Genomic DNA, 25,404 nt, shown 5'->3' with positions numbered 1-25,404 from the left:
TGTCAGTCAAGGGGTGACTGTGGCAGGGGCCGTGTGACCAGCATGATCTGCATGGCTTGCAGCGGCTGGCATGTCATGGCCGGGCATCATGTGGGCGTTCATGTGGAACATGACCCATAAGGTGCCTGAAATGGCAATCGCCAAGAAGATGACCGTGAAGATAGTCGACAACATGGTCCAGCCACCTTGGATTTTGCCGTTCATGTGCAAGAAGTACACCATGTGTACCAGCACCTGAGCAATGGCGAACAAACCCAGCACAGCCACGGCGGTAGTGCGGTCGGTGATGACGCCATTCATGACCAAGTAGAAGGGGATGGCTGTCAAGATGACGGCCAAGATGAAGCCCTTTACATAGTCGCCCATGGAGACATGCAGGTCATCGTGATCGTGGTGGTCGTCGTGACCAGCGTGGATATCGTGTGCGCTCATTTACAGCACCCCCATCAGATATACAAAGGTGAACACGCCAATCCAGACCACGTCCAAGAAGTGCCAGAACATGGACAGGCAGTTGATACGGCGCACGTTCTCATTGATCAGGCCGTGCTTTTTGATTTGAATCATCAAGGTGATGAGCCAGATCAGACCAAAGGTCACGTGGATACCGTGGGTGCCCACGAGCGTGAAGAAGGAGGACAGGAAGGCGCTAGTCTGAGGCGTAGCACCTTGGTGAATCAGGTGATAGAACTCATAGATTTCTACCGCCAAGAAGGCTGCGCCCAGCAGGCCAGTGATGCCCAGCCACAGCAGCGTGCCGTTGACGTTCTTCTTTTGCTTTTGCAGCATTGCAAAGCCGAAGGTGATGGATGACATCAGCAGGAAGGCCGTATTGATGGCCACCAAGCTCAGGTCAAACAGTTCCTTGCCAGAAGGCCCGCCTGCATAGGCGCGGCCTAGTACGCCGTAAGTGGCGAACAGCGCTGCAAAGATCAAGCAGTCGCTCATCAAGTAGAGCCAGAAGCCCAGCGATGTGCCGTTTTCTGGATGGGGCTCGTGCGCGAGGTGGTACTCGCGCTTCGCCATGGCGGCAGTGCCGCCTGCGTGTGTATGCGAATTAGACATGGGCTGCTGCAAGCTGCTTAGTACGTGCTTCTTCCGTCGCGGCCACTTCGGCTGCGGGGATGTAGTAGTCACGCTTGTAGTTGAAGGTATGGATGATCGAGGCCAGCACGGTCGCGATGAACGATGCGATGGTCAGGGGCCACATGTGCCAGATCAGAGCAAAGCCCAAAACGGTGGACAGGGCTGCAATCACCACGCCCGAGCCAGTGTTGGCAGGCATGTGGATGGGCTCGTAGCCGCTCAGCTTGCGCAGGTAGCCGTGCTTCTTCATGTCGTGCCAGGCATCGATGTCATGTACCACGGGGGTGAAGGCAAAGTTGTACTGGGGAGGAGGCGAAGAAGTGGCCCATTCCAGAGTGCGGCCTTCCCATGGGTCACCCGTTTCGTCGCGCAGCTCGTCACGCTTCCAGACGGAAACGCCAATCTGAATGAAGAAGCAAGCGATACCGATAGCGACCAGACCAGCGCCCAAGGCGGCGATCACGAACCAGATTTGCAGCGAAGGATCTTCAAAATGGTTGGCACGACGAGTCACGCCCATCAGACCCAAGATGTACAAGGGAGTGAAAGCAACCCAGAAGCCGACCAGCCAGAACCAGAACGAAGCCTTGCCCCAGAACTCGTTGAGCTTGAAGCCAAAAGCCTTGGGGAACCAGAAGTTGATACCGGCGAACACGGCAAACACCACGCCACCAATGATCACGTTGTGGAAGTGAGCGATCAGGAACAACGAGTTGTGCAGCACAAAGTCTGCTGGAGGAACGGCCAGCAAAACGCCAGTCATACCGCCGATGGCGAAGGTGACCATGAAGCCCACCGTCCACAGCATAGGCACTGTGAAGTTGATGCGACCCTTGTACATGGTGAACAGCCAGTTGAAGATCTTCGCGCCCGTGGGGATCGAGATAATCATCGTGGTGATACCGAAGAAGGTATTCACGCTGGCGCCTGAGCCCATGGTGAAGAAGTGGTGCAACCAGACCACGTACGACAAGATGGTGATACAGACGGTGGCGTAAACCATCGAGGTGTAACCAAACAAGCGCTTGCGGCTGAATGTCGACACAATTTCGGAGAAGATACCGAAGCAAGGCAGGATCAGGATGTAGACCTCAGGGTGGCCCCAGATCCAGATCAAGTTCACGTACAACATCGGGTTGCCACCGAAGTCGTTCGAGAAGAAGTGCGTGCCCATGTAGCGGTCCAAAGTCATCAGCAGCAGAGCTGCAGTCAGAACAGGGAACGAAGCCACGATCAGGGCGTTGGTGCACAGGGCTGTCCAAGTGAAGATAGGCATCTTCATCAGGTTCATACCAGGAGCGCGCATCTTGATGATGGTCACGATCAGGTTGATACCTGAAAGCGTGGTGCCGACACCGGCGACCTGCAGGCCCCAGATGTAGTAGTCAAGACCTGTACTTCCGCTTTGGTGCCCCAGATTGGACAGAGCCAGCCAGCCAGAGGTAGAGAACTCGCCCAAGAACAGGGAGATCATCACCAGCACTGCGCCGCCAGTGGTCATCCAGAAGCTGAAGTTATTCAGGAACGGGAAGGACACGTCACGTGCGCCGATCTGCAGAGGAACCAGGTAGTTCATCAGGCCGGTCACGAAAGGCATCGCTACGAAGAAGATCATGATCACGCCGTGGGCTGTGAAGATCTGGTCGTAGTGGTGAGGGGGCAAGTAGCCGAGATTGTCGCCAAAGGCCATAGCCTGTTGCAGGCGCATCATTGCAGCGTCGGCAAAGCCACGCACGAACATGACCAGACCGAGGATCATGTACATGATGCCGATCTTCTTGTGGTCAATCGAGGTGAACCAGTCGTTCCAGAGCGGAGCCCAGAGTTTGAACTTGGTCAGGCCGGCCATCATGACGAGGCCACCGAGCACCACGGCAATGAAGGTCATGAGCACGATGGGCTCATGCGTCATGGGAATCTGATCCCATGTGATGCGGCCCAGCAGCCAGTGCGAGGCTGGGGTTGTTGTTTCAGACATGTTGAGTCACTTTTGTCGTATTGGAGCGGCTAGGCCTTGGCTCAGCCGCTCCGTAAGCTACTTATTGCTGTGCGACAGCTCCGGAGGCTGCAACTTCGTCGAGCAGGGCTACAACGCGATCAGCATCCTTGGTTGTGCATACATCCAAGGGCAGATTGACGCTGGAGGTTTTGCCGTGTGCGTGGCCGCCTGCAGCATCTTTGGCCATCATCTCGTTCATGCACATCTTGCCGTCTTCAACACAGCGGTTGAGGACCTTGTTGTACAGGCCTTCATCAACGGTGGAGAAACGCTCGACAGGGTTGCGCTCGCTTGGCTTGACCAAGTCAAGGTAAGTATCGCGAGTCAGCGCCTTGCCTTCAGTCTTGGCCTTGGCAATCCACTGGTCAAACTGATCGTTTTCCAGACCGTGCATTTTGAACGTCATGCCAGCAAAACCTGCACCGCTGTAGTGAGACGACTTACCGCCATACACGCCAGGCTTGTTGATCACGCCGTTAAGTTCAGTCTGCATTCCGGGCATGGTGTAGATCATGCCGGCAAAATCAGGCACATAGAACGCGTTCATCGTGTGGCTGGAGGTCAGTTTGAAGATGACTGGGCGGTCTACTGGCGCAGCCACTTCGTTCACTGTGGCAATGCCTTGTTCTGGATAGAAGAACAGCCATTTCCAGTCCAGAGACACGACTTGAATTTCCAAAGGCTTGACATTGGGGTCAAGAGCCTTGGTTGCGGAAATGCGGTCCAGAGGGCGGTAGGGATCGAGCTTATGGGTGCTGATCCAAGTGATGGCGCCCAAAGCAATGATGATAAGCAGCGGAACGGTCCAGATCACCAATTCCAGCGCAGTGGAGTGGTGCCATTCAGGGTCGTATTCAGCTTCTTTGTTGGACTGGCGGTATTTCCAGGCAAACAACAGCGTCAAAAAGATGACGGGGACGATGATGAGGAGCATCAGCAAGGTGGCCGTAATGACCAGATCGCCTTGTTGCTTGGCAACATCGCCAGCTGGGTTAAGCACGACAAGCTTGCTGCAACCGGCGAGGGTTGCAGTCAAAGCAGCCGCTGCGAGCCACATGGGCCCGCGGGTTTCCTTGATATTTAACATTGCTTTCGGCGTGACAAAGTCGCGCTTAGGTGTAAACGCGGATTACTGGATCTACGCAAATGTAATACCTGAGTGTCATTTGTCTATTGGACATTTTGTCCAAGGTCAATGTAGCGGTTTTGAAAATCCTCAGCGTGACAATAAGTTAGCGGATATTTCTCTGTCTGAAAAAGATCGCCAAAGAGGGCTTGTAATTGTTAAATCGGACCTCAAGGCGCTGTTTTGGTGTCGCCTGGCTGACAGTGTTGATGGCAAAAGCTCTATTGCAGCTGCACATTCTTGAGCGTAGAACGGAAGATGTCCTCGGGACAGAAAAGTAAGACAAGGAGAACGCACTCTATGACAAGCATGAACCCGTCCATTGGTCTTACTCAGCAAGACTATGAGAACTCGGAAACCCTGGCCTACGCGGATACCGATGAAGATGTGAGCCCCGGTGAAATTGCGGTGGGCGTCATCATTGGACGATCTTCAGAGTATTTTGATTTTTTTGTGTTCGGCATCGCCTGCGTGCTGGTGTTTCCAACACTGCTATTTCCCTATCTGTCCAAGCTTGATGGCACTTTGGCTGCATTTGCCATTTTTTCACTGGCTTTTGTTGCCCGCCCTATAGGGACTGCATTGTCTATGGCTGTGCAACGCCGCTGGGGTCGCGCTACCAAGCTGACACTTGCGCTGCTGCTGCTCGGTGTGTGCACAGTGAGTATGACGTTTTTGCCCAGCTATGCAGATGTGGGTATGAAGGCTGTTTGGGCGCTGGTTGTGTTGCGCATTGGTCAAGGCTTGGCACTAGGCGGAACTTGGGATGGTTTGCCTTCGCTGCTGGCCATGTCTGCACCGCAAAATAAACGTGGCTGGTATTCAATGATTGGGCAGTTGGGCGCGCCATTAGGCTTTGTCATTGCCGCGGCACTGTTTGCGTACCTGTACACCAGCTTGACCGCTGATGAGTTTATGAGCTACGGCTGGCGCTACCCGTTTTGCGTGGCTTTTGCTATTAACGTCGTTGCGCTCTTCGCTCGCCTGCGCTTGGTTGTGGGGCAATCCTATACACAGCTGCTGCAAGAGCGCGAGTTGGAGCCTATCGGCGTGACACAGCTTGTGAAGAATGAGGGTCGCAATGTGATGATTGGCGCTTTTGCTGCGCTGGCCAGCTTTGCCTTATTCCACTTGGTCACGGTGTTTCCTCTGTCTTGGATCACGATGTACTCTGATCAGTCAGTAGTCTCAGTGTTGGTGGTGCAGATCATCGGCGCGTTGCTGGCCGGTGTTGCCATCATGGTTTCAGGCTGGCTGGCAGACCGGGTGGGGCGCCGTAACACGCTGGGCGCTATGGCTTGCTTGATTGGTATTTTTAGCTTCTTGGCGCCTTGGCTGTTGGGCAACGGAACCACGGGCAACAATGTGTTCATCATTGTGGGCTTTATTTTGCTAGGTCTGTCTTACGGTCAGGCTTCAGGCACCGTGACTTCCAACTTTTCCTCACGTTACCGCTACACAGGCGCTGCGCTGACTACGGATATGGCTTGGCTGGTTGGAGCTGCGTTTGCGCCGCTGGTGGCTTTGGGAGTGTCGGCTAGGTTTGGCCTGGTGGCGCTGGCTATCTATCTGTTGTCGGGTGCGCTGTGCACCTTGGCAGCTTTGGGGATTAACCGTGCACTGGAGTCGCGTGATCAGTAATCCAAAGCACTAATATTCAAAGTTCTAAACGCAATGCAAAACGCCCGGCTGGTACCGGGCGTTTTCTTTATCGTGAACGGCTAAATATGCTTTTTTGAGCCGCTAGCTTGGAATTAATCCAGAGCCAAGCCTGCCTTTTTAATCACATCACCGAAGCGCTTGCTTTCAGCGGCCATGAAGGTCTTGAATTCAGCGGGTGTGGGGTTGAATGCCTCATAACCGAACGCAGTGAACTTGTCTTTGACGTCTTGACCAGTCAATGCCTGACGCACATCGGCGCGGATCTTTTCGACCACAGTTGCTGGTGTGCCGGGGCGTACAGCCAGAGCGTTCCAGCCGATGACTGCGTAATCCTTAGGGCCACCCGATTCGGACACAGTAGGCACGTTTTCAAAACCGGCAATACGGCTGGGGCCTGCCACCGCCAGGAAGCGTAGCTTGTTACCGCGCACCAGAGGACCTGCGGTGCCTAGAGAGCCCAGTGCAAAGGTCAACTCACCATTGGCAACGCCTTGATATAGCTGGCTAGTTTCCTTGTAGATCACGTGTTCCATCTTTGTGCCGGTCTGGTTTTCCAGCAGGGCCGAGCCCAGATGCACGGGATTGCCTACAGACCAAGAACCGTAGTTCAGCTTACCGGGGTTGGCCTTGGCATCTGCAATCAGGTCGCCAATGGTCTTGTAGGGGCTGTTGACGGGAACGCAAACAAAGAAGTAATTGCGGAACAGGGGCAGCAGAATGTCGAAGTCTTTGTTCAAGTCGTAAGGCAGCTTCTTGAACAGATGGGGGTAAGCGGCGATGTGGACATTGTCCAGCTGAATCATGTCTGTGCCGTCTGTAGCACCACGTTTGAATTCGCTAATAGCAATGAAGCCGTTGCCGCCAGGCCGGTTTTCCACCACCACAGGTTGACCCCAGGCGCGCCCCAGCTTGTCGGCGACAAGGCGGGACAGTCCGTCAGGTCCGCCGCCCACAGGGAAGGGGTTGATGATGCGTGAAGGTTTGGTAGGCCATTTGCCTGTTTGGGCAAAGCTTGGGGATGCCACGGCTGCGGCAATGGAGCCGAGCGCAAATGCGGCTTGGCGACGGCTCATGTTGAGCGATTGAGTCATTTTGTCTCCCTGGAAGGACTGTCTACGATGAGCTACGTGTTTTTTGTCACGTATTTTTAATTTTCTAGGCTGTTATTTTGATGTATTTATGCCCAGTTGATTACATTGTGTCACTGAGATTTCATTTGCTAAAACCCAGTGAACGCTAGCAGGTATAGCAAAATAGCATAGCTTGTTTTAAAAATTAATGACATGAATTTGCAGCAAATAGAGAGCTTTGTACGAGTTGCAGAGGTGGGCAGCTTCAGCAAAGCAGCAGTGCTGCTGGATACCGCTCAGCCAGCATTGAGCCGCCAGGTGCGGGCGCTTGAGACTGAGCTGCGCGAAACTTTGCTGATTCGTACAGGCCGCGGTGTCACGCTGACGGATGCCGGTAGGCGGCTGCTAGAGCATGGCAACGCCATCATGCAGCGTGTGGCGTTGGCCAAGGAGGATTTGAGCAGCCAGCGCGATGAACCCGTGGGCCGAATCACTGTGGGCTTGCCACCAAGTTTGGCAAGGCGATTGACTTTGCCTTTGATCGACATATTTAGCCGTGAAATGCCCAAGGCACGGCTGGCTGTGGTCGAAGGTTTTTCGATGAATATTTCCGAGTGGCTGACCTCGGGACGCATGGATTTGGGGCTGGTTTATACGCCTGAGCCACATCCGCAAATTGAAGTCACGCCAGTGTTGGAAGAGCGTTTGTGCCTGATTGGCCCAGCCAGCGCGCTAGCTGGTCGCACCAGTATTCCGTTTGCACATTTGGAAGAGTTTCCACTCATCATGCCGCAGCATGGGCAGATTTTTCGCAAGCTGATGGAGGCGCAGGCCACGCTCTCACAGGTCAAGCTTAATGTCGTGTGGGAAGTCTCCAGCGTGCCCGCCATTCTGGATCTGGTGCGTGGAGGCTACGGCTATGCAGCCCTGACGGACAGTGCCATGCACAGTCATTCAAGGGATGCATCGCTGGTAGAGGTGCCAATCAAATCACCGCATATTGTGAGCACGCTGTGTGTGGTGCAGTCAGCCAAGAAAAAGTCTACCCCACTGATACGCCGCACGGCTGAGTTGCTGCGGCGACTGAGCCTTCAGATATGTGCGGTGGAAAGCGGCGTGTAAGCGCCGCTCCCAAGCACTTTAGCTACCCGTTTGAAAGCTGAATTTCTTGGTGAATGGCGTGGATCCAGTTGTACCTTGAATATTGACCTGATACTGCGTATTCGCCTTGAGTGGCTGATCTGGAATGATGAAAGCCTCGTTGGTGCTTACTAAGGAGTGGGGGTCGTTGTTGGCGACCATGATCTCCAGTTTCAAGGGCACTTTGTCTGCCAAGGCATAGACTTGCGCAGAAGCAATAGCAATGGGAGCTCCCTTTGGCGACTTCAGGAGGATAGGGGTTCCCATGGGGGAATTAATGAAGTCACGCTTGGGATAGGGGCTGGGACTTTCGGGGCCAAAAATGGGCATGATGCCTGTCAGGCCGTTGCAGGGGAAGCTTAGAACTTGAGAGCTAGCCAAGCTAGCCGACGCTGAGGCGGGGTTCGCAAAGTTGATAGCGGTTGCCGAAAATGAGGTGTAGGACGTTGGGGTGGTAGTTAAATCGGGGCTCAGGGCCTGAGAAAAACCAACCCCCACGTCTTGCCAGTCCCCGACTGCCGATGAGAGATGGTAGACGGTTGTGAACAGGCTCTTGATCAAAAAACTGCCGGCAGAGCCCACCAATCTTGAATTGAGCCAGTTGCTATTGTCTGCGCCTTGGAACCAGGAGCTGCCAGTCGCAACGATTTCACCTGAACTGGAGAAACGATAGCCTGCTGCATCAATGCGATTGGAAGGGCTGGCACCCGTGAAATCCTGTTTACTAGGATTTTGATAGTGCCCGCCCCCTGCATTGACACGCAAGTAGTTGGCATGGCCTTGTCCAGCTTTGTCCAGCAGCAGTGATTGTTTTACAGGGCTAAATCCACAGGAAACTCTGTAAGTGTTGATGATGTCGAAGATTTGGTTTCTCTGCGCATCCGGATAGGTGCGCGGGATGTTGATCGATGAGCTGCTTGCGGGGACGCCCAAGCCTGAAGTGCTGCCTCCTGCGGCGTTGCCTGCTGGTAATGAGCCGGCTGAGGAAGGATTCTCCGAGGAGGGGCTGTTACTTGTGGTGTGACCACTGCCGGTGCTGTTGTCAACCACATTGAGGGAGTCTGTCTTTTCGATAGAGCTTCCGCTTTCACTGCCTCCGCCGCCACCCCCGCAAGATGCGAGTATGGAAATGGAAGCTGCAAGCACTGTTTTATTCAATAACTTCATCGAGACACAATAAGCAAGGGTGAGGGAGAGTCTTGGCAGGGCATGCATTCACGACCAGAGTCGGCGATGTCAAGCCGATCTTGGTTTTGGAGCAAGTCGATATCTTTCGCCGGATTGTTCAGCCGTCGGGCATGACAGGGGCAGAGCAGAGAAGTCTTGCTGTCACCGGCGTTGAACGCACGATGGATGCAGAAGACAAGCTTTCAAACTAGAGGCCGTGGTTTAGCCCATGGGGCAATATCAGCCCGAGGAGGGGCTTGGCGCTGAGCGCTGTCATCGATCAGCGAGCCTTAATATAGTGTCCGGCAGGTCCGATCTGCATGGTGATTCAATGCAGTTCTCATTACTGGTCATATTGATCGTTCAGATCGGCGAAATGCTGTCCTATGGCTGCCAATTGAACGTTAAAATGACCTACTCTTCGAGTCGTAGATGTCCTTGCACCTTGGCAGGTGAATGAATCACATAAGAGGGCGCAATGTTCTAGCCGCTTCCTGCAGCAATGGCAGCAGCGCTTGCTGCATGACATCTGGCTGCATTCGCCTAGCAGATGTCACCACATTAAGCGCAGCGACGGTGCGCCCTTGCATATTGCGCAGCGGTACGGCAATGGCCTGAATGGCGAGTTCGTGCTCTTCCAGAGCCACGCAGAAATCTTGGCGGCGCACTTGATCCAGTACCGCCTTGAGGGCGACAGCGTCCGTCAGCGTATGGGATGTAAGCCTTGGGAGCGTGAAGCCTTCCAGCCATTGCTCCAGCTCTGCTGCGCTGAGTGAAGCGAGCAAAACGCGGCCTGTGGAAGTTGCGTGTGCGGGAAGGCGAGTACCCAGATGCAGGCCATGGGCCATGAGCCGCTCGCCTTTTTCGTGCACGGTACTTCGTGCGACGATGACGACTTCCCTTCCTTCGCGCACGACGCAGGAGTAGGAAAGTCCTGTTTGCGCAGCCAACTGGTGCAGCACAGGCTGGACCACGCGAGGCAAGCGTGCCGATGCCAGATAGCTGCCCGACAGACCTAGTACCTTGGGAGCGAGCCAGTAATAGCTGCCATCGGTTTCCAGATAGCCGAGATAGGCTAGCGTCAGCAGGTGGCGCCGGGCTGCGGCTCGGGTGATGCCAGCGCGATCCGCGGCCATGGTGGCATTGAGGCGCTGGCGCTCGGTATCAAAACTTTCCAAAACGGCCAGACCTTTGGCCAGCCCGGCAATGAAGTCTGCGGGGGCAATGGTGGGGGCGTCGTGCTCATTCATTCGGAAGCTTTGGTAATTGTTTTGTGCGGTGATCGCTCAATTTGTGCGATTGTCGCGCAATTCAGGGCATCTTCTCTTGGGTTTGATTCAACACAAAACGTAATCTTGTGACTGAGACATTGGTGCCGCACAGAAGGCACTGATTCACGCCTTTTCTGAGCTATCACAAGGAGACATATATCGTGCGTACACAAGTCGCCATCATCGGAGCCGGTCCTTCAGGACTTTTGCTGGGTCAATTGCTGTACAAGGCTGGCATCGACAACATCATCATCGAGCAACGCAGTGCTGACTATGTGCTGGGCCGTATCCGTGCAGGGGTGCTTGAGCAGGTGACGGTGGATTTGCTCAAGCAAGCAGGTGCAGACGAACGAATGAACGAGGAAGGCTTGCCGCATGATGGTATTGAGCTGCTGTTCAAGGGAAAGCGTCACCGCATCAACCTGCATGACCTGACGGGTGGTAAGCGCGTCATGGTGTATGGCCAGACCGAAGTCACGCGTGATCTGATGGACGTGCGCGCCGCAGAAGGTCTGACCACGGTTTATGAGGCCAACAATGTACAACCCATTGATTTCGAGAGCGCCAAGCCCAAGGTTCGCTACGAAAAGGATGGTCAGGTACACGAGATCGAATGTGACTTCATCGCCGGCTGTGACGGTTTTCACGGTATTTGCCGCGCAAGCGCACCGCAAGACAAGATCAAGACGTTTGAGAAGGTCTATCCGTTTGGCTGGCTGGGCCTGCTGTCGGATACGCCTCCCGTCTCGCACGAGTTGATCTATGCCAATACCGAGCGTGGCTTTGCTCTGTGCAGCCAGCGCAGCGCCACCCGCAGCCGCTACTATCTGCAAGTGCCTTTGACCGACAAGGTCGAAGACTGGAGCGATGAGGCCTTCTGGGAAGAGCTCAAAAAGCGTCTCGACCCCGAAGCCCGCGCCAATTTGGTAACTGGCCCTTCGCTGGAAAAGAGCATTGCCCCCCTGCGCAGCTTTGTCACTGAGCCCATGCGCTTTGGACGTATGTTCCTGGCGGGTGATGCAGCGCACATCGTGCCGCCTACGGGCGCTAAAGGTCTGAACTTGGCAGCATCCGACGTAGGCTATTTGTCGCAAGCCTTTGTGGAGTATTACAAGGACAATTCAGAAGCCGGTATCGACCTTTATTCTGAGAAGGCGCTGCGCCGCGTCTGGAAGGCTGAACGCTTTTCGTGGTGGATGACTTCCATGCTGCACAACTTCCCAGAAGCGGGCGAGTTCAATACCAAGATGCAAGAAGCCGAGCTTGACTACATCGTGAACTCTGAAGCGGGTTCTACATCGCTGGCTGAAAACTATGTAGGCCTGCCATTGGTGTAAGCCTGTGGATTAAGAGCCGCTAACACCACCCTTGATAGGTCGTTGCTTTGCCTTGTCGTACTCATGTACTGCCTGCGGCTTCGCGCCTTGTCTCAAACGTAAACCTTCGGTTTACTGGGTTGTGTTAGCTGCTCTAATTGCCCGTGTCATTACGGGTCGTAGTCTTAAAATGCCTGCATTGCTAAGAGCGATGCAGGCAGTTTTTCATTCATGCAATTTGTGGACTGCTGCCTTGCGTAAATTTTGATGTGGTATCGCCGCCGAGCACGGCCGTGAGGAGTAAGCTTGCCCACCTTATGACGCACATCATATTTTCCCCTCCCTACACGGCAGCGGCTAAGGCGGCTCAGTCTTTACGTACCAGTGGCTATGCAGTGCTGCAGCCAGAGGTCTTTGCCCAGTGGATGGGGCTTAATGTGAGTGATTTGCACGTGATAGATGCGGACTGGCAGGGTCTGCCGCCTGATGCTTTTTTGAAAGACGGTGGCCGTTACCGCCGCCGTCGCCACTCCTGCTTTGTGAGCGAGGGCAGTGCCGTGCAGCAAGTGCCGCACCGCGCCCACTGGCAGCCTGTGGAGTACAACGCTTTGCACGGTGGCATGCAGCGCTTGTTTGATCCCATGCTGGATGCAACTGTGCAAAACCCAGCTTGGCTAAAGATGATTAATGCTTTGGGGCAGTTGTCTGATCAAGTTTTCTGCGCCAATGACTTGCCGCAGCGTTGGTTTGTGGAAGCGCATCAGTTTCGCATCGACACCACAGACGGCATTGGCCGCCCCACGCCTGAAGGCGCACACCGTGATGGCGTGGACTTGGTGGCGGTTTTGCTGGTCAATCGCCAAGGCGTAAAGGGCGGTGAGACCCGCGTGTTCGAAGCCGCAGGTCCAAGCGGACAGCGCTTTACGCTGACTGAGCCTTGGTCTGTGATGCTGCTCGACGATGCGCGCATGATTCATGAAACCACGCCTATTCAGCCAACTGAGCCCGGCGGTGTGCGGGACACGTTAGTGCTGACCTATCGACGTGGAAACTTTCAGGGCGCTAATTTATAGGCGAAATTTTGCGGTTGATTTAGCGCAATACGCTCAGGCATGATGAAGGCACAGTAGAGATCTTAAGAGTCGCTAACCCAACCCTTAATGCGTCGTTGCTTTGCCTTATCGTACTTTTGTGCTGCTTGCAATTTAGCGCATAGTCACAAACGCAAACCTTGATTTATTGGCGTTAACTGGGGCATTTTCTCGGTCGTGCAAGCGGCTCTAATTGGCGCAAGTGACATTGTGCAAATGCTTTGTTGCATCAACCGTCCTCAATTGAAAAGGAGTCCTATATGTCCATGTTCAATCATATTTTGGTTCCGGTCGATGGCTCCAAGCCGTCCCTCTTAGCCGCGCGCAAGGCGGCAGAACTTGCCAAGGTGTTTGGCAGTTCGGTCACGGCGGTCTATGTAGTGGATCCTTATCCCTTCACCGGCGTGGGCGCAGACTTTGCCTATGGCCAGTCGCAATACCTGAGTGCCGCCACGGCGGAAGCAGATACAGCGCTCAATCTCGTTAAAGCCATCATGCAAGAAGAGGGCCAGAGCGTGACTACCTTGGTGAGCGAGGCGCATGGGGTGCACGAAGGGATTGTGAGCACCATGGTCAGCGTAGGTGCAGACCTGATCGTGATGGGCTCGCAAGGCCGCCGAGGACTGGAAAAGCTGATGCTGGGTAGCGTCACCCAGCGCGTGCTGGGTGCGGTCAAGATCCCCGTCTTGGTTGTGCGTGAATAAAAGCAGCCCACATTAAACAAAAGGCCTCTTCGGAGGTCTTTTGCATTTCAGGGCGAGGCATAAAAAAAGGCATGCCCCAAAACCAGAGACATCAAGCAAGGGCCGCCCCGCAGCTAGGATGTCGTCCCCCTTGGGGGAAGCGGCAAAGCCGCTCAGGGGGTTACTGAATACTAGCGCCTGAAGCCTCAACAATGGCCTTGTTGGCCTTGAAGTCAGCTTGGAAGAAGTCGTTGAACGCCTGCACGCTCATGGCCTTAGGCTCAGCGCCTTGGGTCAAGATAGCTTCCTTGACTTCAGGCATGGCCAACAGCTTGTTCACTTCAGCGTTGACCTTGTTCACGATGGGCGTGGGCGTGTTGCGAGGCATGAAGATGCCGTACCAGGTGCTCACATTAAAGCCTTTGAGGCCAGATTCGGCCAGAGTCGGCGTGTCAGGCAACGAGCTGGAGCGGGCGGCGGATGTTACGGCTATGGCGCGCATCTTGCCGGCCTTGATTTGGGCGATGGCCGAGGGCACGGAAGACACCAGCAGGTCCACATTGCCAGACAGTGCATCCATCATGGCAGGGCTGGAGCCTTTGTAAGGCACATGCGTGAGTTGAATGCCTGCGGCTTTTTCCAGCATCACGGCGGATAAGTGAATGCTGGTGCCGTTGCCCGGTGACCCGTAAGTGATCTTTGAAGGATTCTTCTTAGCAGCAGCAATCACATCGGCCAGCGTTTTGTAGGGCGAGTTGGCTGCTGTGGCAATCACGATGGGGGTGTAAGCCACGTGGGCTACAGGCGTCAGATCGCGTGTGGGGTTCCAAAGCAGACTTTTGTACAAATAGGGGCCTAAAACCACATTGTCTTTTTGGCCCATGACCATGTCGTAGCCCGTGGGGGCAGATTTGACGGCTTCGCTAATGCCCATGGTGCCGCCCGCACCGGCGCGGTTATCAGGCACGATGCTCCATTTGCTAACTTCAGTGAGCTTGCTGGCAATCACGCGGGACAAGATATCGGTGCCGCCGCCTGGAGGGAAGGGAACGATCATGCGAACCGGTTTGTTCGGATAGTCTTTGGCGAGGTCTTGTGCAGCGGCAGAAAAGCTCAAGCCTGTGCTTGCGATGAAGGCTGTGCTGATGAGGATTTGGCGAAACATGAAAAAGAAAACTCCAGAGACTATGGGGGGAGCGCTACGCGGCAAAAAAGGGCGGCGCAGTCACTGCTGATGTTCTTGGCGGATAAGCCAGAAAACAGCGTCACGGAAGGTGGGCTTTTCGATGATCGGGGAGGGTGGTTCCGCCATCAATGGGTATTTATCTTTACCGCAAAGGCTTGCCATGCAGTACAGGCATGGCAGGCTGTTATTCGCGCGCGCTGCACGGCAGGGTTGCTGCTTGTACTAGCACGGAGGCAGCGTACCGATCAGGTGTCGCTGCCGTTGTGGCCCACGGGCGCGGATTGCTGTTTGACACAGTCGAAACATTCTGCCATGCGCAATGGGCTTGAAAGAGCTTGAAGCGGCTTGCAAGGACTTACATCGAAAATAGCACGCTAATAAAGCACTAGTAGCTATGCTTTTATTGAGTCCAATACTCAGGGCTGACGCACATCGGCAATGACTTGCTCGCCAAAATCGGCGCGATCAAGCCATGCCAGAACGCGGGCGGCCGCATCGTTTGTAGAGGTCAATTGCCCATTGGTATGCAGGCCTGCAAAGCGCGCCACATCAGGAAAGTCGGTAGCCGCTGCGCTGCGCAGTTGCACCTGCATGTCAGTATCAATCACGCCCGGCGCTAACGACACAATACGTGCTCCATTGGGCTTGGCAGCTTCTTCAAGCGCGACGCAGCTGCTGAACTGGTCCATGCCTGCCTTGGTGGTGCAGTACGCAGCTTGTGATGCCATGGCGCGGCGGCCAAGGCCTGAGGAAATGTTGAGCACTTTGCGCGGGATGCTCCAGCTTTGTGTGGCGGCCAGAAAAGCGCTGGTTAGTGCCATAGGTGCTTCAAGGCCCACGCGCAGGGCGTTGATCATGTCAGCGGCTGAGACTTGGGACAGCGCTGCAATTTGCGGAATCACACCCGCGTTATTGATCAAGGTAATGCTGGCCCAGCCACTACTTTTGAGCGTAGCCAGCCAAGCGCTTAGGCGCTGCGCAGCTGCCGCGCTTTGGGCTAGGTCTTGCTCCCATTGCAATAGCTGCTCAGGCTTGCTGGCGCTGGACTGTAGCGCAGAACTGCTGTTGCGAGCAATGCTTAAGACGTGATAGCCTTGAGCCAGAAGTTGCTGCCCCATTGCTAGGCCCATGCCGCGGGAGCCGCCCGTCAAAATTGTCAGATGCTTGTTCATTCAAGTCATCTTACGGGTGATTCACAGCAGAAATAGACAAGCCCCGGCAGATTGAAATCAGCCGGGGCTTGGTTGGAACACTTCAAATAAGTGCTTTGATCAATGGCCTAAGTAAGCCTTGCGCACATCGTCGTTGCTCAGCAGGTTGGCTCCGGTATCTTCGAGCACCACCTTGCCGGTTTCCAACACATAGCCGCGATCGGCAATTTGCAAGGCGCGGTTGGCGTTTTGCTCGACAAGGAACACCGTCACGCCCGCAGCGCGAATGGTCTGAATGATCTCGAAGATCTGCGCAATGATCAGCGGGGCCAGGCCCAGCGTGGGCTCATCGAGCAGCAGCAGGCGAGGCTTGCTCATCAGCGCACGGCCAATGGCCAGCATCTGCTGCTCGCCGCCGGACATGGTGCCCGAGCGCTGCGTGGCGCGTTCTTGCAAACGGGGAAAGAGCTTGAAGACATGCTCAATGCCCTCGGCGATTTCGCTCTTGTTCAGAAAAAAAGCGCCCATTTGCAGGTTCTCTGTCACCGTCAGGTCTTTGAAGACGCGCCGGCCTTCAGGAGAGATGGCAATGCCGCGCCGCATGATGTGATGGGTAGACATCTGGGTGATGTCCTCGCCCTCAAACATAATGCGTCCACTGCTGGCTCGTGGGTTGCCGCACAAGGTCATTAGCAGCGAGGTTTTACCCGCGCCGTTACTGCCAATCAAGGTAACGATCTCGCCTTGATTGACATGCAAGCTCACTTGGTTGACTGCGCAGATGGCGCCGTAGTGGGTGGAGACCTGCTCCAGTTGCAACATAGGCTGACTCATCAAGCCTCTCCCAAATAGGCCTTGATGACCCGTTCATCATTGCGAATGGCTTCCGGCAGGCCCATGGCGATGGGCTTGCCGTATTCCATGACCAAAATGCGCTCAGACACGCCCATGACCAAGCCCATATCGTGCTCAATCAGCAGCACGGCCACGCCGTATTGCTTGCGCAGCTGGTCAATGAGTTGCTGCAGGTCTTTTTTCTCTTGCGGGTTCAGACCGGCGGCGGGCTCATCGAGCATCAGCACGCGGGGCTTGGTAATCATGCAGCGCGCAATCTCCAGGCGGCGCTGGTGACCATAGGCCAGGTTGCCTGCTTCGCGGTTGGCAAATTGGCGCAGGCCCATGACGTCCAGCCATTGCAAGGCGTTTTCGACCTTTTCCTCTTCCGCGCGGCGATAAGCGGGTGTGTTGAACAGGCCGCTGATCAGGTTGACCCGGCCCGTGCGGTGCTGCGCGACCAGCAGGTTTTCAAGAGCTGTCATGCTTTTGAATAAGCGCACGTTTTGGAAGGTGCGAACCACGCCGTGGTTTGCCACCTGGTGGCTGCTTTGTCCGGCAATGCTTTGCCCGTTCAAGATGACGGAGCCCTCTGAGGGCTGGTAGAAACCGCTGATGCAGTTAAACACCGTGGTCTTGCCTGCGCCGTTAGGGCCGATGATGGCAAAGACTTCTTGCGGGCGCACGTTAAAGCCCACATGGTCTACCGCCAGCAGGCCGCCAAAGCGCATGCACAGGTCTTTGACTTCTAGCAAATACTCGCTCATGTCGTTGTCCTAGCTGTATTTGTAGTTATTGAAATGATAGCGATCAAGTGCAGGTTCATGGTTTCACCTCCACATGATGGCGCTTCATAGGAAGCAGACCTTGCGGGCGCCAGACCATCATCAAAATCATGACCAGACCAAAAATCAGCATGCGGTATTCAGAGAATTCGCGGGCGAGCTCGGGCAGCACGGTCAAGATGATGGCGGCGATGATGACGCCCAGTTGCGAGCCCATACCGCCCAGCACCACGATGGCCAAAATCAGTGCAGATTCGATGAAGGTAAAGGACTCGGGGCTGACGATGCCTTGGCGCGCGGCAAAGAAAGCGCCGCCCAAGCCTGCAAACATGGCACCCAGCGTGAAGGCTGAGAGCTTGATCTTCATGGGGTTCATGCCCAGCGAGCGGCAGGCGATTTCGTCTTCGCGCAGGGCTTCCCAAGAGCGGCCAATGGGCATGCGGATTAGGCGATTGCTGATAAACAGCGTCACCATGGCCAGCAGTAGCGCCATCAGGTACAGCGCAATCACCATGTGCATGGAGTTGAACTCCAAGCCAAAGAATTGGTGAAAGGTGGTTCCACCTTCGGTGGCTGGGGTGCGTGTAATGGGCAGGCCAAAAATCGTGGGCTTGGGGATGCTGGAGATACCGTCTGGGCCCCCAGTGATGCTGGTCAGGTTGACCAGCAACAAGCGGATGATTTCACCAAAACCCAGCGTCACAATGGCCAGATAGTCACCGCGTAGGCGCAGTACCGGAAAGCCCAGCACAAAGCCAAACAGCGCTGCAGCTGCACCGGCCAGTGGCAGTGCCTCCCAGAATGACCAGCCAGCCCAGTGAAAGAGCAGGGCGTAGGTGTAGGCGCCCACGGCGTAAAAACCCACAAAGCCCAAGTCCAGCAGACCGGCAAAGCCCACGACCACGTTCAGGCCCAAGCCCAGCATCACGTAAATCATGGCCAGTGTGGCAATGTCTACCGCATTGCGGCCGGCGAAGAAGGGCCAGGAAGCGGCCATCATCAGCACCACGAAGATGACGACATTGCGGGTGCCCGACTTCATTTGCGGCAGTGGCGGCAGGTTGACCTTGGGCATCTTGCCGGTGAGCAGCGGCTTGAGCATTTGACCGATGAAGACAATGACGCAGGCCCAAATCGTCCAGCGCCAGTCAGGGGCGATCTGGGTGCGCATGCCGGCGCGTTCTAGATGCAGGCTGAAGACGGGGGTGACGACAATGGCCGTCATCACCGTGGCAATCAGTGCATCGCGAAAGGAGGCGGAAAAGCTGTACTTCATCAGACTTTCTCCACTTCAGGTTTGCCCAAGAGGCCTGAGGGGCGGAACATCAAGATGGTGACCAGCAGGCCAAAAGCCACGATGTCTTTGTACTCTGACGAGATATAGGCTGCGGCAAAAGTCTCTGCCACTCCCAAAATCACGCCGCCGAGCATGGCACCGGGAATCGAGCCAATACCGCCCAGCACCGCTGCCGTAAAGGCCTTGATGCCGGCCAAAAAGCCGATGTAGGGGTTGAGTTTGCCCACAGCCAGCGCAATCAATACGCCGCCCACAGCGGCCAGCACGGCACCCAGAACAAAGGTGAAGGAGATGACTTTGTTGGTATCAATGCCCAGCAAGTTGGCCATGTGCATGTCTTGGGCGCAGGCGCGCGAGGCACGACCCATGCGGGAATGCTTGATGTACAGGGTCAGGGCAATCATCAGCACCACGGTCACGGCAACGATGAGTATGCGGGTGTAGGGGATGAAGACCTCGAAATCACCCATGTGGAAGTTGACGGCACCCGGCAGCAGCGAAGGCACAGCCATGTCGCGTGCGCCTTGGCCCAAAGCCACCCAGTTTTGCAAAAAGATGGACATGCCGATGGCCGAGATCAGCGCCACAAGGCGTGGGCTTTGTCGAACCGGCTTGTACGCGACTTGTTCGACCACCAGGCCATAGACACCGGTGACGAAGACCGAGACCACCAGCATCAGGCCGATGATGGCCCAGATAGGCAGGCCGCTTTGCGTGCCCACTGCCGAAAGCGTAACGAGGCCGATATAGGCCCCGAGCATGTAGATGTCACCGTGGGCGAAATTGATCATGCCGATGATGCCGTAGACCATGGTGTAGCCAATGGCGATCAAAGCGTAAATGGCTCCGAGTGAGAGCCCGTTGAAAAGCTGTTGTATCAGCTGAGGGAGAAAGTCTGACATGTAACGCCACCCTTGAAACAGGAAAAGGCCCGAGGGCCAGATTGCAAGTATCCGAAGGCATGGCCTAAACCATGCAACTTCGGAAAAAGCGGTGGATTTACTTGGCCAGCGACTTGCTGCCGTCCTTGTGCCACTGGAACACTTGGAAGTCGAAAGCGTTCAAATCGCCTTGCTTGTTCCAAGAGACGGGGCCGAGCACCGTGTCCACAGTCGACTTGTGCAGCCAGTCAGCTACCTTGGCAGGTTTGTCACCCGCAGCCTTAATGCCGGCCAAAATAGCCTGAGTTGCTGCGAACGATGTCAGCTGGAAGGCGCCCGAAGCATTGCGCTTTTTGTCAGCAAAAGCCTTCACTACGGCTGCATTCTTGGGGTTGGCAGAGAAGTCTGCGGGCAGGGTGACCAGCATGCCTTCGACGGCCGGGCCGGCAATGGCGTTGACTTCAGGGTTGCCCACACCTTCAGGGCCCATCATCTTGACCTTCAGGCCTTGCTCAGCAGCTTGGCGCAGCAGCAGGCCCATTTCGGGGTGGTAGCCGCCGTAGTAGACAAAGTCCACGCCCGCGCCCTTGAGCTTGGTGATGACGGCGGAGTAGTCGCTGTCACCAGCATTGACGCCTTCAAACAGCGCGACTGGAATATTGGCTTTTTGCAGGTCAGCGCGAACAGAGGCGGCAATACCTTGGCCGTAAGACTGCTTGTCGTGCAGCACGGCAACCTTCTTAGGCTTGATTTTTTCAGCGATGAACTTGGCAGCGGCTGGGCCTTGCTGGTCATCACGGCCGATGGTCCGGAAGATGAAGTGGTAGTTTTTGCCATCCGTCAGCGCAGGCGATGTTGCAGATGGAGTTACCACCACCACGCCTTCGTTGTTGTAGATGGGGGCGGCGGCAATGGATGCACCCGAGCAGACGGGTCCGACCACATAGCCAATCTTGCTGTTCACTACGCGGTTGGCGGCGACAGGGCCTTGCTTGGGTTCACATGCGTCATCCACGGGCACCAGTTCAATCTTCTTGCCACCAATGCCGCCGGCGGCGTTGGCCATTTCAACAGCAGTGGTCGCGCCTTCTTTGACCATGTCGCCGTATTGGGTCACAGGGCCTGTGGTGGGGATGACCAAGGCGATCTTGATTTGGGCGTTTGCGGCGGTAGATACCAAAGCGGCGCTAGCCAGACCCAAGGCTGCAACAATGGCTTGCAAGCGGAACGGAGTGCTCATGAGGACTTCCTTCGAATCGGAATATTCGTAAAACGCAAATCTGCAGATGCAGCTTGCGCAAAGAAGTCCAGATTAATCGAGTGGTTGCTGAAGGCAACAGGGTATGCAGGGGGTGGTGCAGCTGAACCGTTTTTGCTATGCACTGCATAGCAGCCCACCTATAAGGGCTATGGGATAGCATTCATTTAGGCATGAAATGCATAACTGCGCAGATCTTTGCGCCACCCATCAACCCAATAGAGGCGAAAAAAGACCTTTAAACCTGCTATCAATGTTGCAGCGCGGCAACGTTAAATTGTTTGAGCTGAGTTTATTTTTGATGCGCTTTAAAAATCATGGGTGCATTGATGCAGCACTACCTCGCCTGAGACGGGGTGTGTGAACTCCAAATCGGTGGCTTGTAGCAAAAGGCGTGGGCTGCCTGCTAGGACATTCCCGCTGGCGTAAAGCGCATCACCCAAAATGGCATGACCCGTGGCGGCCATATGCACGCGCAGTTGATGGGTGCGGCCGGTCACCGGGCTTAGCTGCACGCGGGTGCAGTGCATACCTTGGTGGGTGATGTGTTCCATAACTTTCCAAAGCGTCTGGCTGCTTTTGCCAGTTTCATGATTGATGACGCGCAGTGGGCGGCGTTCCCAGTCAGCGGCAATGGGCAGGTCGATGAGTTGCCAGCCATCTTCTGCGGCGGTTTTGGGGTCTGCCTGCAGCGTGCCAGCCACCACGGCCATATAGCGTTTGTTGACTTGGCGCTCAGCAAAAGCCTGACTGAGCTGGCGCTGCACGCTTAAGCTGCGGGCCATAACGACTAAGCCGGATGTGGCTTGGTCTAGCCTGTGCACTACCAGCGCATTGCCATAGTGCTGCAGCGCGCGCAGGCTCAGGCAGTCTTGCTTGTCCGGGCCGCGTCCGGGCACGCAGAGCAAGCCCGAAGGTTTGTTGAGCACCAGCAGGTGCTCGTCTTCATAGACACAGTTCAACTCACTCATCAAGGTCATCAAAAAACTCAAGGGTTCAGCAGCTCATGCACCGTCACGCAAAAATCTTGCACATCATTGGGTTTGTGGATCAGAGCTTTGGCGCCAGCCGCAATCGCAGCTTGCTCAATTTCTGCCGTGACATAGCCCGATGCCAGTGCAATCGGCAGGTTCGGGTTGATTTGCAATGCTTGCTTAAGTAAGTCCACCCCGCTGAAGCCGGGCATGTTGTAGTCGGTGACGATCAAATCGTACTCATAAGGCGCGGCCTGCAAGGCTTGTATGGCCTCGTGCGGATCGATAAAGCCCGAGACTTGGTAGCCCCGGCGACGCAGCAGGCGTTTAAAGAGAAAGACCAGCGCCTGATCGTCATCCACATACATCACATGGCGCGAGGTATGTGGCTCGGGGGAGTCGACTTGTAGTGTCACGGCTTTTGAAGCGCTGGACGCAAGGGGCTCGACATAGTCAGCAGGCGTATCGCTCAAAGGGAAATACAGCGTAAAGCAGCTGCCTTTGCCCAGTTCACTTTGCACATCAACAGCGCCGCCATGCGTGCGCATCACGCCGTGTACCACGGCCAAACCCAGGCCTGTACCTTGGCCCACGGGCTTGGTGGTGAAAAACGGCTCGAAGATGCGCCGCTGGGTCACAGCATCCATGCCGGGGCCAGAGTCTTGCACGATGAAGGCTAGGTATTGGGCCACTGGCAGGCCCAAGCGCTCACATTGGTAGCTGTCTGGAGTAATGCGCATGGCCTGCATCTGGATGAGACCGCGTTGGCTACCAATAGCCTGCATGGCGTTGTTGCAGAGATTGAACAAGGCCTGCTCCACTTGGGTGGGGTCGGCCATCAAAGGGGGCAGATTGTCGACCTCAAGCAGCTGCAATCCGATGAAGGGCGGCAAGCTAACGCGCAGCAGGCGGGCCGTGTCGGACATAATTTCTTGCACCTGCACGGGACGGCGTTCGGGCAGGTCGTTTCGGCTAAAGGTCAGAATCTGGCGCACCAGATCACGGGCGCGGCGCCCGGCTTTTTCAATCTCGCGCAGGCTTTCCATGGCTGCGGGGTTGCCCGCGTTATCAGCCTTAGCTAGCTCTACATTGCCCAAAATGGCGCCCACGATGTTATTGAAGTCGTGGGCAATGCCGCCAGCCATAGTACCTACGGCCTGCATCTTGTGCGATTCGCGCAATTGCGTCTCTAGTGCGCTGCGCTGGGCTTCAGAGCGTTTGCGGCTTGTCAGGTCGCGGGCGAAAATGGTGGTGGTGGTGTCGCCGCTGCTGTGGTGCTCAAAGGAGACGCTGATCTCAACTGGAATCTCTCGCCCGCTCATGGTCATGCCTGTCATTTCGCCCAGCACGGCCTGCGTAGTCAGCGAGGCAAAGGCGAGGGCGCGAGAGGAGTCAGGAAGAAATCGCTCTAGCGGGCTGCCCAGCGCATCTTGCGGAGAGCACAAGAAAAGGGCGGCCGCCGTGGGATTGAAAACGGTGATGCGCTGGCGCTGATCGACACAGATGATCGCGTCCAGCGAGGAGTTGATGACTGACTCCAGCCGCCGCTCGCTAGTGTGTAGTTGCTGGTTGCGCTCTTGCAGGGTTTTGCGTTCGGCCAGCAGTGGGCCTTGGTTCACTACAGCGCACAGATACTGCCAAGTGGGCGGGCCGCTTTGCTGGGGCACGACAACGCCAGCCACATGCAAGTCACCGCAGAGGGCATAGCTTTCGGTGATCTGGAAAACAACTTCATGCACATCCGCGCGACCTGCGGTTTTCGCCTGCGCGAAGGCCTGCTGCACGCGTTGAGCATCTTTGGCGTGCACAAAAGGCTTGAAATTCACCAGCAGCCGGTCTTTTTCTGTGGGCTGAAACGCCCGGTGTGCCATTGCATTGGCTTGGACGACCAAGTCGTATTCATCCACCACCAAGAGAGGCAGGGGAATGCTGGCAAACAGCGTTTCAAAGCGTTCCGAGGCACTTTCCGCAACCGCCTGGCTGTAGTTGAGCACCTCGTTTTGCAACTCCAACTCGTGTTGGTAGTTGCGCAGTTCTGCCACCAGTGCATGCAAAGGATCATCGTCATCGGGGACGATGGGTCGTATCTCGGTGACCATGACGGGTGCAGCTGCTGTAGGTGCCAGCAAGGCGTGCAGGGGCAGATCGCTTGATGCGTCGGTGGAGTTTGGGGGCGCTTGACTGGGGCTGCTCATAGGACTCAATGGGGCTGCAGACCCGCAGGGGTCATAAAACACCGGCAGTGTAAGCGCTTGATGCAATCTGCAACATACCTAGAGGCCGGATTGCGCATGTCCTGTATGAAGTGGCAGTCAGTTGCCGCAGGCTTCATCCTTGACTTGTTGAAGCGTGGCTCGCTGACCAGATATGAGGAAAAGCTGCCTTTATCCCTTGGGTATGCAATGGGTGGCAGGTCGTCCAGCGCCAGCATCTCCAGGCGGAAACTGTCCACGTCTGCCTCGGCCCAGCGCTTTTCCAGACGAAAGATGGATCGCTCATCGCGCGAGAAGCCGTTGTCCAGATCTATAAACCGCCAACTTTTGGGATCTGCACCTTTGATTGTTTTTTGCAAATGGAAAACATGGCTTCCGCCCACGGTCCAAACAGATTGTTTGTCTTTGGCGTAGCAGTCGTTGAGCGCGGTAAATGTTGCTACGTCGGTTTTTTGGAGTTTGCGGTGATGCAAGAAGCAATGCCGGCTGTCTTTGGCAAAAATCTTGCTCAGGCACACAAAACTGGCCAGATCTGCGGCAACCTCATTGGCGCGCCAATAGACTTTGTTTGCGTCCGTCCAATACGTCAGCAAGGTCTGGCTGGCGGGCTCAAAAAAAGCAGACTCCTTGTCAAATTGACCGATGGATTGAAAGTCGATGGAGATCAAGGGTGGCTTATTCATGTGTTTCCTGGGGGGCGGGACTCAACAATGCGGCATATTTTTCTTCAAGCCGTCCTTGTGTCAGTGCCTGTATCCACTGGGGAAAACTGTTCGCAATGCACACAGTTTCTTCATATTCCGGCTCTTCCCCATAGAAAACTTGCCCTCAGTTGTGATCTGCTACGCCAATCGCAAAGTAGGCATAGCTATGCCTGACGGACAGAACGATGGGGAGGTGTGCATTCCAGAAGTCTCGAATCATTGACTGGCTTGGTGTATCACCGGCTAGGGCCTCCAGTGACAGAAGCTCAAATTCATTCCACGCAAATTCGGATGTGAGAGTGTCTCCATTGAAGTCCTGCGTGCTGTTGAACCATGTGGTTTCGTCGGGTGTCTTTAGCTTCACAAAGCGCTGCAGAAAGTCCAGATATTCAGGCGGAATTTGGGGGTAACGCAACTCAAGGCCGGGTTCAACGTCTGCATATGCGCTGCAGGTTCCAGCTTCAGATACTTTGCGAGAGCTAGTAGGTCAGTCATATCCATGATGTTTGA

The 25,404-nt window shown here is 55.4% G+C and carries 24 protein-coding genes; 6 read left to right on the top strand and 18 right to left on the bottom strand.

From position 1 onward, the window contains the following. Positions 1-6: 6 nt before the first annotated feature. From cyoD to cyoA, 4 genes are all read right to left on the bottom strand, one after another. Positions 7-432 (bottom strand): cytochrome o ubiquinol oxidase subunit IV, encoded by a 426-nt coding sequence (gene cyoD, locus KUF54_RS07875; protein ID WP_219346074.1) that lies wholly within the window; start codon positions 430-432, stop codon positions 7-9. Next, positions 433-1,065, bottom strand: coding sequence for a cytochrome o ubiquinol oxidase subunit III (gene cyoC, locus KUF54_RS07870; RefSeq protein ID WP_219346073.1), 633 nt, complete (start codon positions 1,063-1,065; stop codon positions 433-435). Next, entirely contained in the window at positions 1,058-3,064 is a 2,007-nt protein-coding gene (gene cyoB, locus KUF54_RS07865; protein WP_219346072.1) for a cytochrome o ubiquinol oxidase subunit I, read from the bottom strand. The genes cyoC and cyoB overlap by 8 nt, the downstream gene beginning before the upstream one ends. Before the next feature lie 61 nt (positions 3,065-3,125). Next, a complete protein-coding gene (cyoA, locus tag KUF54_RS07860; RefSeq protein WP_219346071.1) occupies positions 3,126-4,172 on the bottom strand; it encodes a ubiquinol oxidase subunit II in 1,047 nt (348 codons plus the stop codon). Between the two features lie 10 nt (positions 4,173-4,182). On the opposite strand from cyoA, the gene KUF54_RS07855 reads away from it, so the two are divergent. Continuing rightward, positions 4,183-4,455 carry a hypothetical protein gene (locus tag KUF54_RS07855; RefSeq protein WP_219346070.1) on the top strand — a complete coding sequence of 91 codons (273 nt, stop codon included), beginning with the start codon at positions 4,183-4,185 and terminating at the stop codon, positions 4,453-4,455. A 56-nt stretch (positions 4,456-4,511) separates the two neighbouring features. After that, positions 4,512-5,852, top strand: coding sequence for an MFS transporter (locus KUF54_RS07850; protein ID WP_219346069.1), 1,341 nt, complete (start codon positions 4,512-4,514; stop codon positions 5,850-5,852). Between the two features lie 113 nt (positions 5,853-5,965). Here KUF54_RS07850 and KUF54_RS07845 read toward each other — a convergent pair whose 3' ends face one another. Beyond that, a complete protein-coding gene (locus KUF54_RS07845) occupies positions 5,966-6,964 on the bottom strand; it encodes a tripartite tricarboxylate transporter substrate binding protein (RefSeq protein WP_219346068.1) in 999 nt (332 codons plus the stop codon). Positions 6,965-7,156: 192 nt separating this feature from the next. Here KUF54_RS07845 and KUF54_RS07840 point away from each other — a divergent pair, with 192 nt between their 5' ends. Continuing rightward, positions 7,157-8,065 carry a LysR family transcriptional regulator gene (locus KUF54_RS07840; protein WP_219346067.1) on the top strand — a complete coding sequence of 303 codons (909 nt, stop codon included), beginning with the start codon at positions 7,157-7,159 and terminating at the stop codon, positions 8,063-8,065. Between the two features lie 18 nt (positions 8,066-8,083). Here the strand turns inward: KUF54_RS07840 and KUF54_RS07835 are convergent, their stop codons facing one another. Beyond that, on the bottom strand, positions 8,084-9,298 hold the full coding sequence (locus KUF54_RS07835) for a CAP domain-containing protein (RefSeq protein ID WP_219346066.1): 1,215 nt from the start codon (positions 9,296-9,298) through the stop codon (positions 8,084-8,086). A 413-nt stretch (positions 9,299-9,711) separates the two neighbouring features. Then, positions 9,712-10,500, bottom strand: a complete 789-nt coding sequence (locus KUF54_RS07830; RefSeq protein WP_219346065.1) for an IclR family transcriptional regulator C-terminal domain-containing protein — start codon at positions 10,498-10,500, stop codon at positions 9,712-9,714. Positions 10,501-10,682: 182 nt separating this feature from the next. Here KUF54_RS07830 and pobA point away from each other — a divergent pair, with 182 nt between their 5' ends. The 3 genes from pobA (at position 10,683) to KUF54_RS07815 (ending at position 13,632) form a co-directional block, all read left to right on the top strand. After that, complete coding sequence (gene pobA / locus KUF54_RS07825; RefSeq protein WP_219346064.1) at positions 10,683-11,858, top strand: 4-hydroxybenzoate 3-monooxygenase; 1,176 nt, start codon at positions 10,683-10,685, stop codon at positions 11,856-11,858. 296 nt (positions 11,859-12,154) lie between these two features. Beyond that, the gene (locus KUF54_RS07820) at positions 12,155-12,910 is read left to right on the top strand and encodes a 2OG-Fe dioxygenase family protein (protein ID WP_219346063.1); all 756 of its coding nucleotides are present in this window, start codon (positions 12,155-12,157) and stop codon (positions 12,908-12,910) included. A 284-nt stretch (positions 12,911-13,194) separates the two neighbouring features. Continuing rightward, positions 13,195-13,632, top strand: a complete 438-nt coding sequence (locus KUF54_RS07815; RefSeq protein WP_219346321.1) for a universal stress protein — start codon at positions 13,195-13,197, stop codon at positions 13,630-13,632. 160 nt (positions 13,633-13,792) lie between these two features. On the opposite strand, the gene KUF54_RS07810 is transcribed toward KUF54_RS07815, so the two are convergent. The 11 genes from KUF54_RS07810 to KUF54_RS07760 form a co-directional block, all read right to left on the bottom strand. Continuing rightward, positions 13,793-14,776, bottom strand: coding sequence for a tripartite tricarboxylate transporter substrate binding protein (locus tag KUF54_RS07810; protein ID WP_219346062.1), 984 nt, complete (start codon positions 14,774-14,776; stop codon positions 13,793-13,795). Positions 14,777-15,213: 437 nt separating this feature from the next. Continuing rightward, entirely contained in the window at positions 15,214-15,969 is a 756-nt protein-coding gene (locus KUF54_RS07805; RefSeq protein WP_219346061.1) for an SDR family NAD(P)-dependent oxidoreductase, read from the bottom strand. 99 nt (positions 15,970-16,068) lie between these two features. Next, on the bottom strand, positions 16,069-16,782 hold the full coding sequence (locus KUF54_RS07800; RefSeq protein ID WP_370627590.1) for an ABC transporter ATP-binding protein: 714 nt from the start codon (positions 16,780-16,782) through the stop codon (positions 16,069-16,071). Continuing rightward, positions 16,782-17,549, bottom strand: coding sequence for a high-affinity branched-chain amino acid ABC transporter ATP-binding protein LivG (gene livG / locus KUF54_RS07795; RefSeq protein ID WP_219346060.1), 768 nt, complete (start codon positions 17,547-17,549; stop codon positions 16,782-16,784). Before livG ends, KUF54_RS07800 begins: the two co-directional genes overlap by 1 nt. 55 nt (positions 17,550-17,604) lie before the next feature. Further along, positions 17,605-18,843, bottom strand: a complete 1,239-nt coding sequence (locus tag KUF54_RS07790) for a high-affinity branched-chain amino acid ABC transporter permease LivM (protein WP_219346059.1) — start codon at positions 18,841-18,843, stop codon at positions 17,605-17,607. Then, on the bottom strand, positions 18,843-19,766 hold the full coding sequence (livH, locus tag KUF54_RS07785) for a high-affinity branched-chain amino acid ABC transporter permease LivH (protein WP_219346058.1): 924 nt from the start codon (positions 19,764-19,766) through the stop codon (positions 18,843-18,845). Before livH ends, KUF54_RS07790 begins: the two co-directional genes overlap by 1 nt. A gap of 97 nt (positions 19,767-19,863) precedes the next feature. After that, on the bottom strand, positions 19,864-20,985 hold the full coding sequence (locus KUF54_RS07780) for a high-affinity branched-chain amino acid ABC transporter substrate-binding protein (RefSeq protein WP_219346057.1): 1,122 nt from the start codon (positions 20,983-20,985) through the stop codon (positions 19,864-19,866). A gap of 326 nt (positions 20,986-21,311) precedes the next feature. Further along, on the bottom strand, positions 21,312-21,974 hold the full coding sequence (locus KUF54_RS07775; RefSeq protein WP_219346056.1) for an RluA family pseudouridine synthase: 663 nt from the start codon (positions 21,972-21,974) through the stop codon (positions 21,312-21,314). Positions 21,975-21,991: 17 nt separating this feature from the next. Beyond that, on the bottom strand, positions 21,992-24,172 hold the full coding sequence (locus KUF54_RS07770) for an ATP-binding protein (RefSeq protein ID WP_219346055.1): 2,181 nt from the start codon (positions 24,170-24,172) through the stop codon (positions 21,992-21,994). Positions 24,173-24,177: 5 nt separating this feature from the next. Beyond that, the gene (locus tag KUF54_RS07765) at positions 24,178-24,858 is read right to left on the bottom strand and encodes a DKNYY domain-containing protein (protein ID WP_219346054.1); all 681 of its coding nucleotides are present in this window, start codon (positions 24,856-24,858) and stop codon (positions 24,178-24,180) included. Between the two features lie 160 nt (positions 24,859-25,018). Beyond that, positions 25,019-25,309, bottom strand: coding sequence for a hypothetical protein (locus KUF54_RS07760; RefSeq protein WP_219346053.1), 291 nt, complete (start codon positions 25,307-25,309; stop codon positions 25,019-25,021). Positions 25,310-25,404 lie beyond the last annotated feature (95 nt).

The organism is Comamonas sp. Y33R10-2 (genome assembly GCF_019355935.1).
Lineage (GTDB): Bacteria > Pseudomonadota > Gammaproteobacteria > Burkholderiales > Burkholderiaceae_C > Comamonas.
This window is presented reverse-complemented; position numbering and strand designations above follow the sequence as displayed.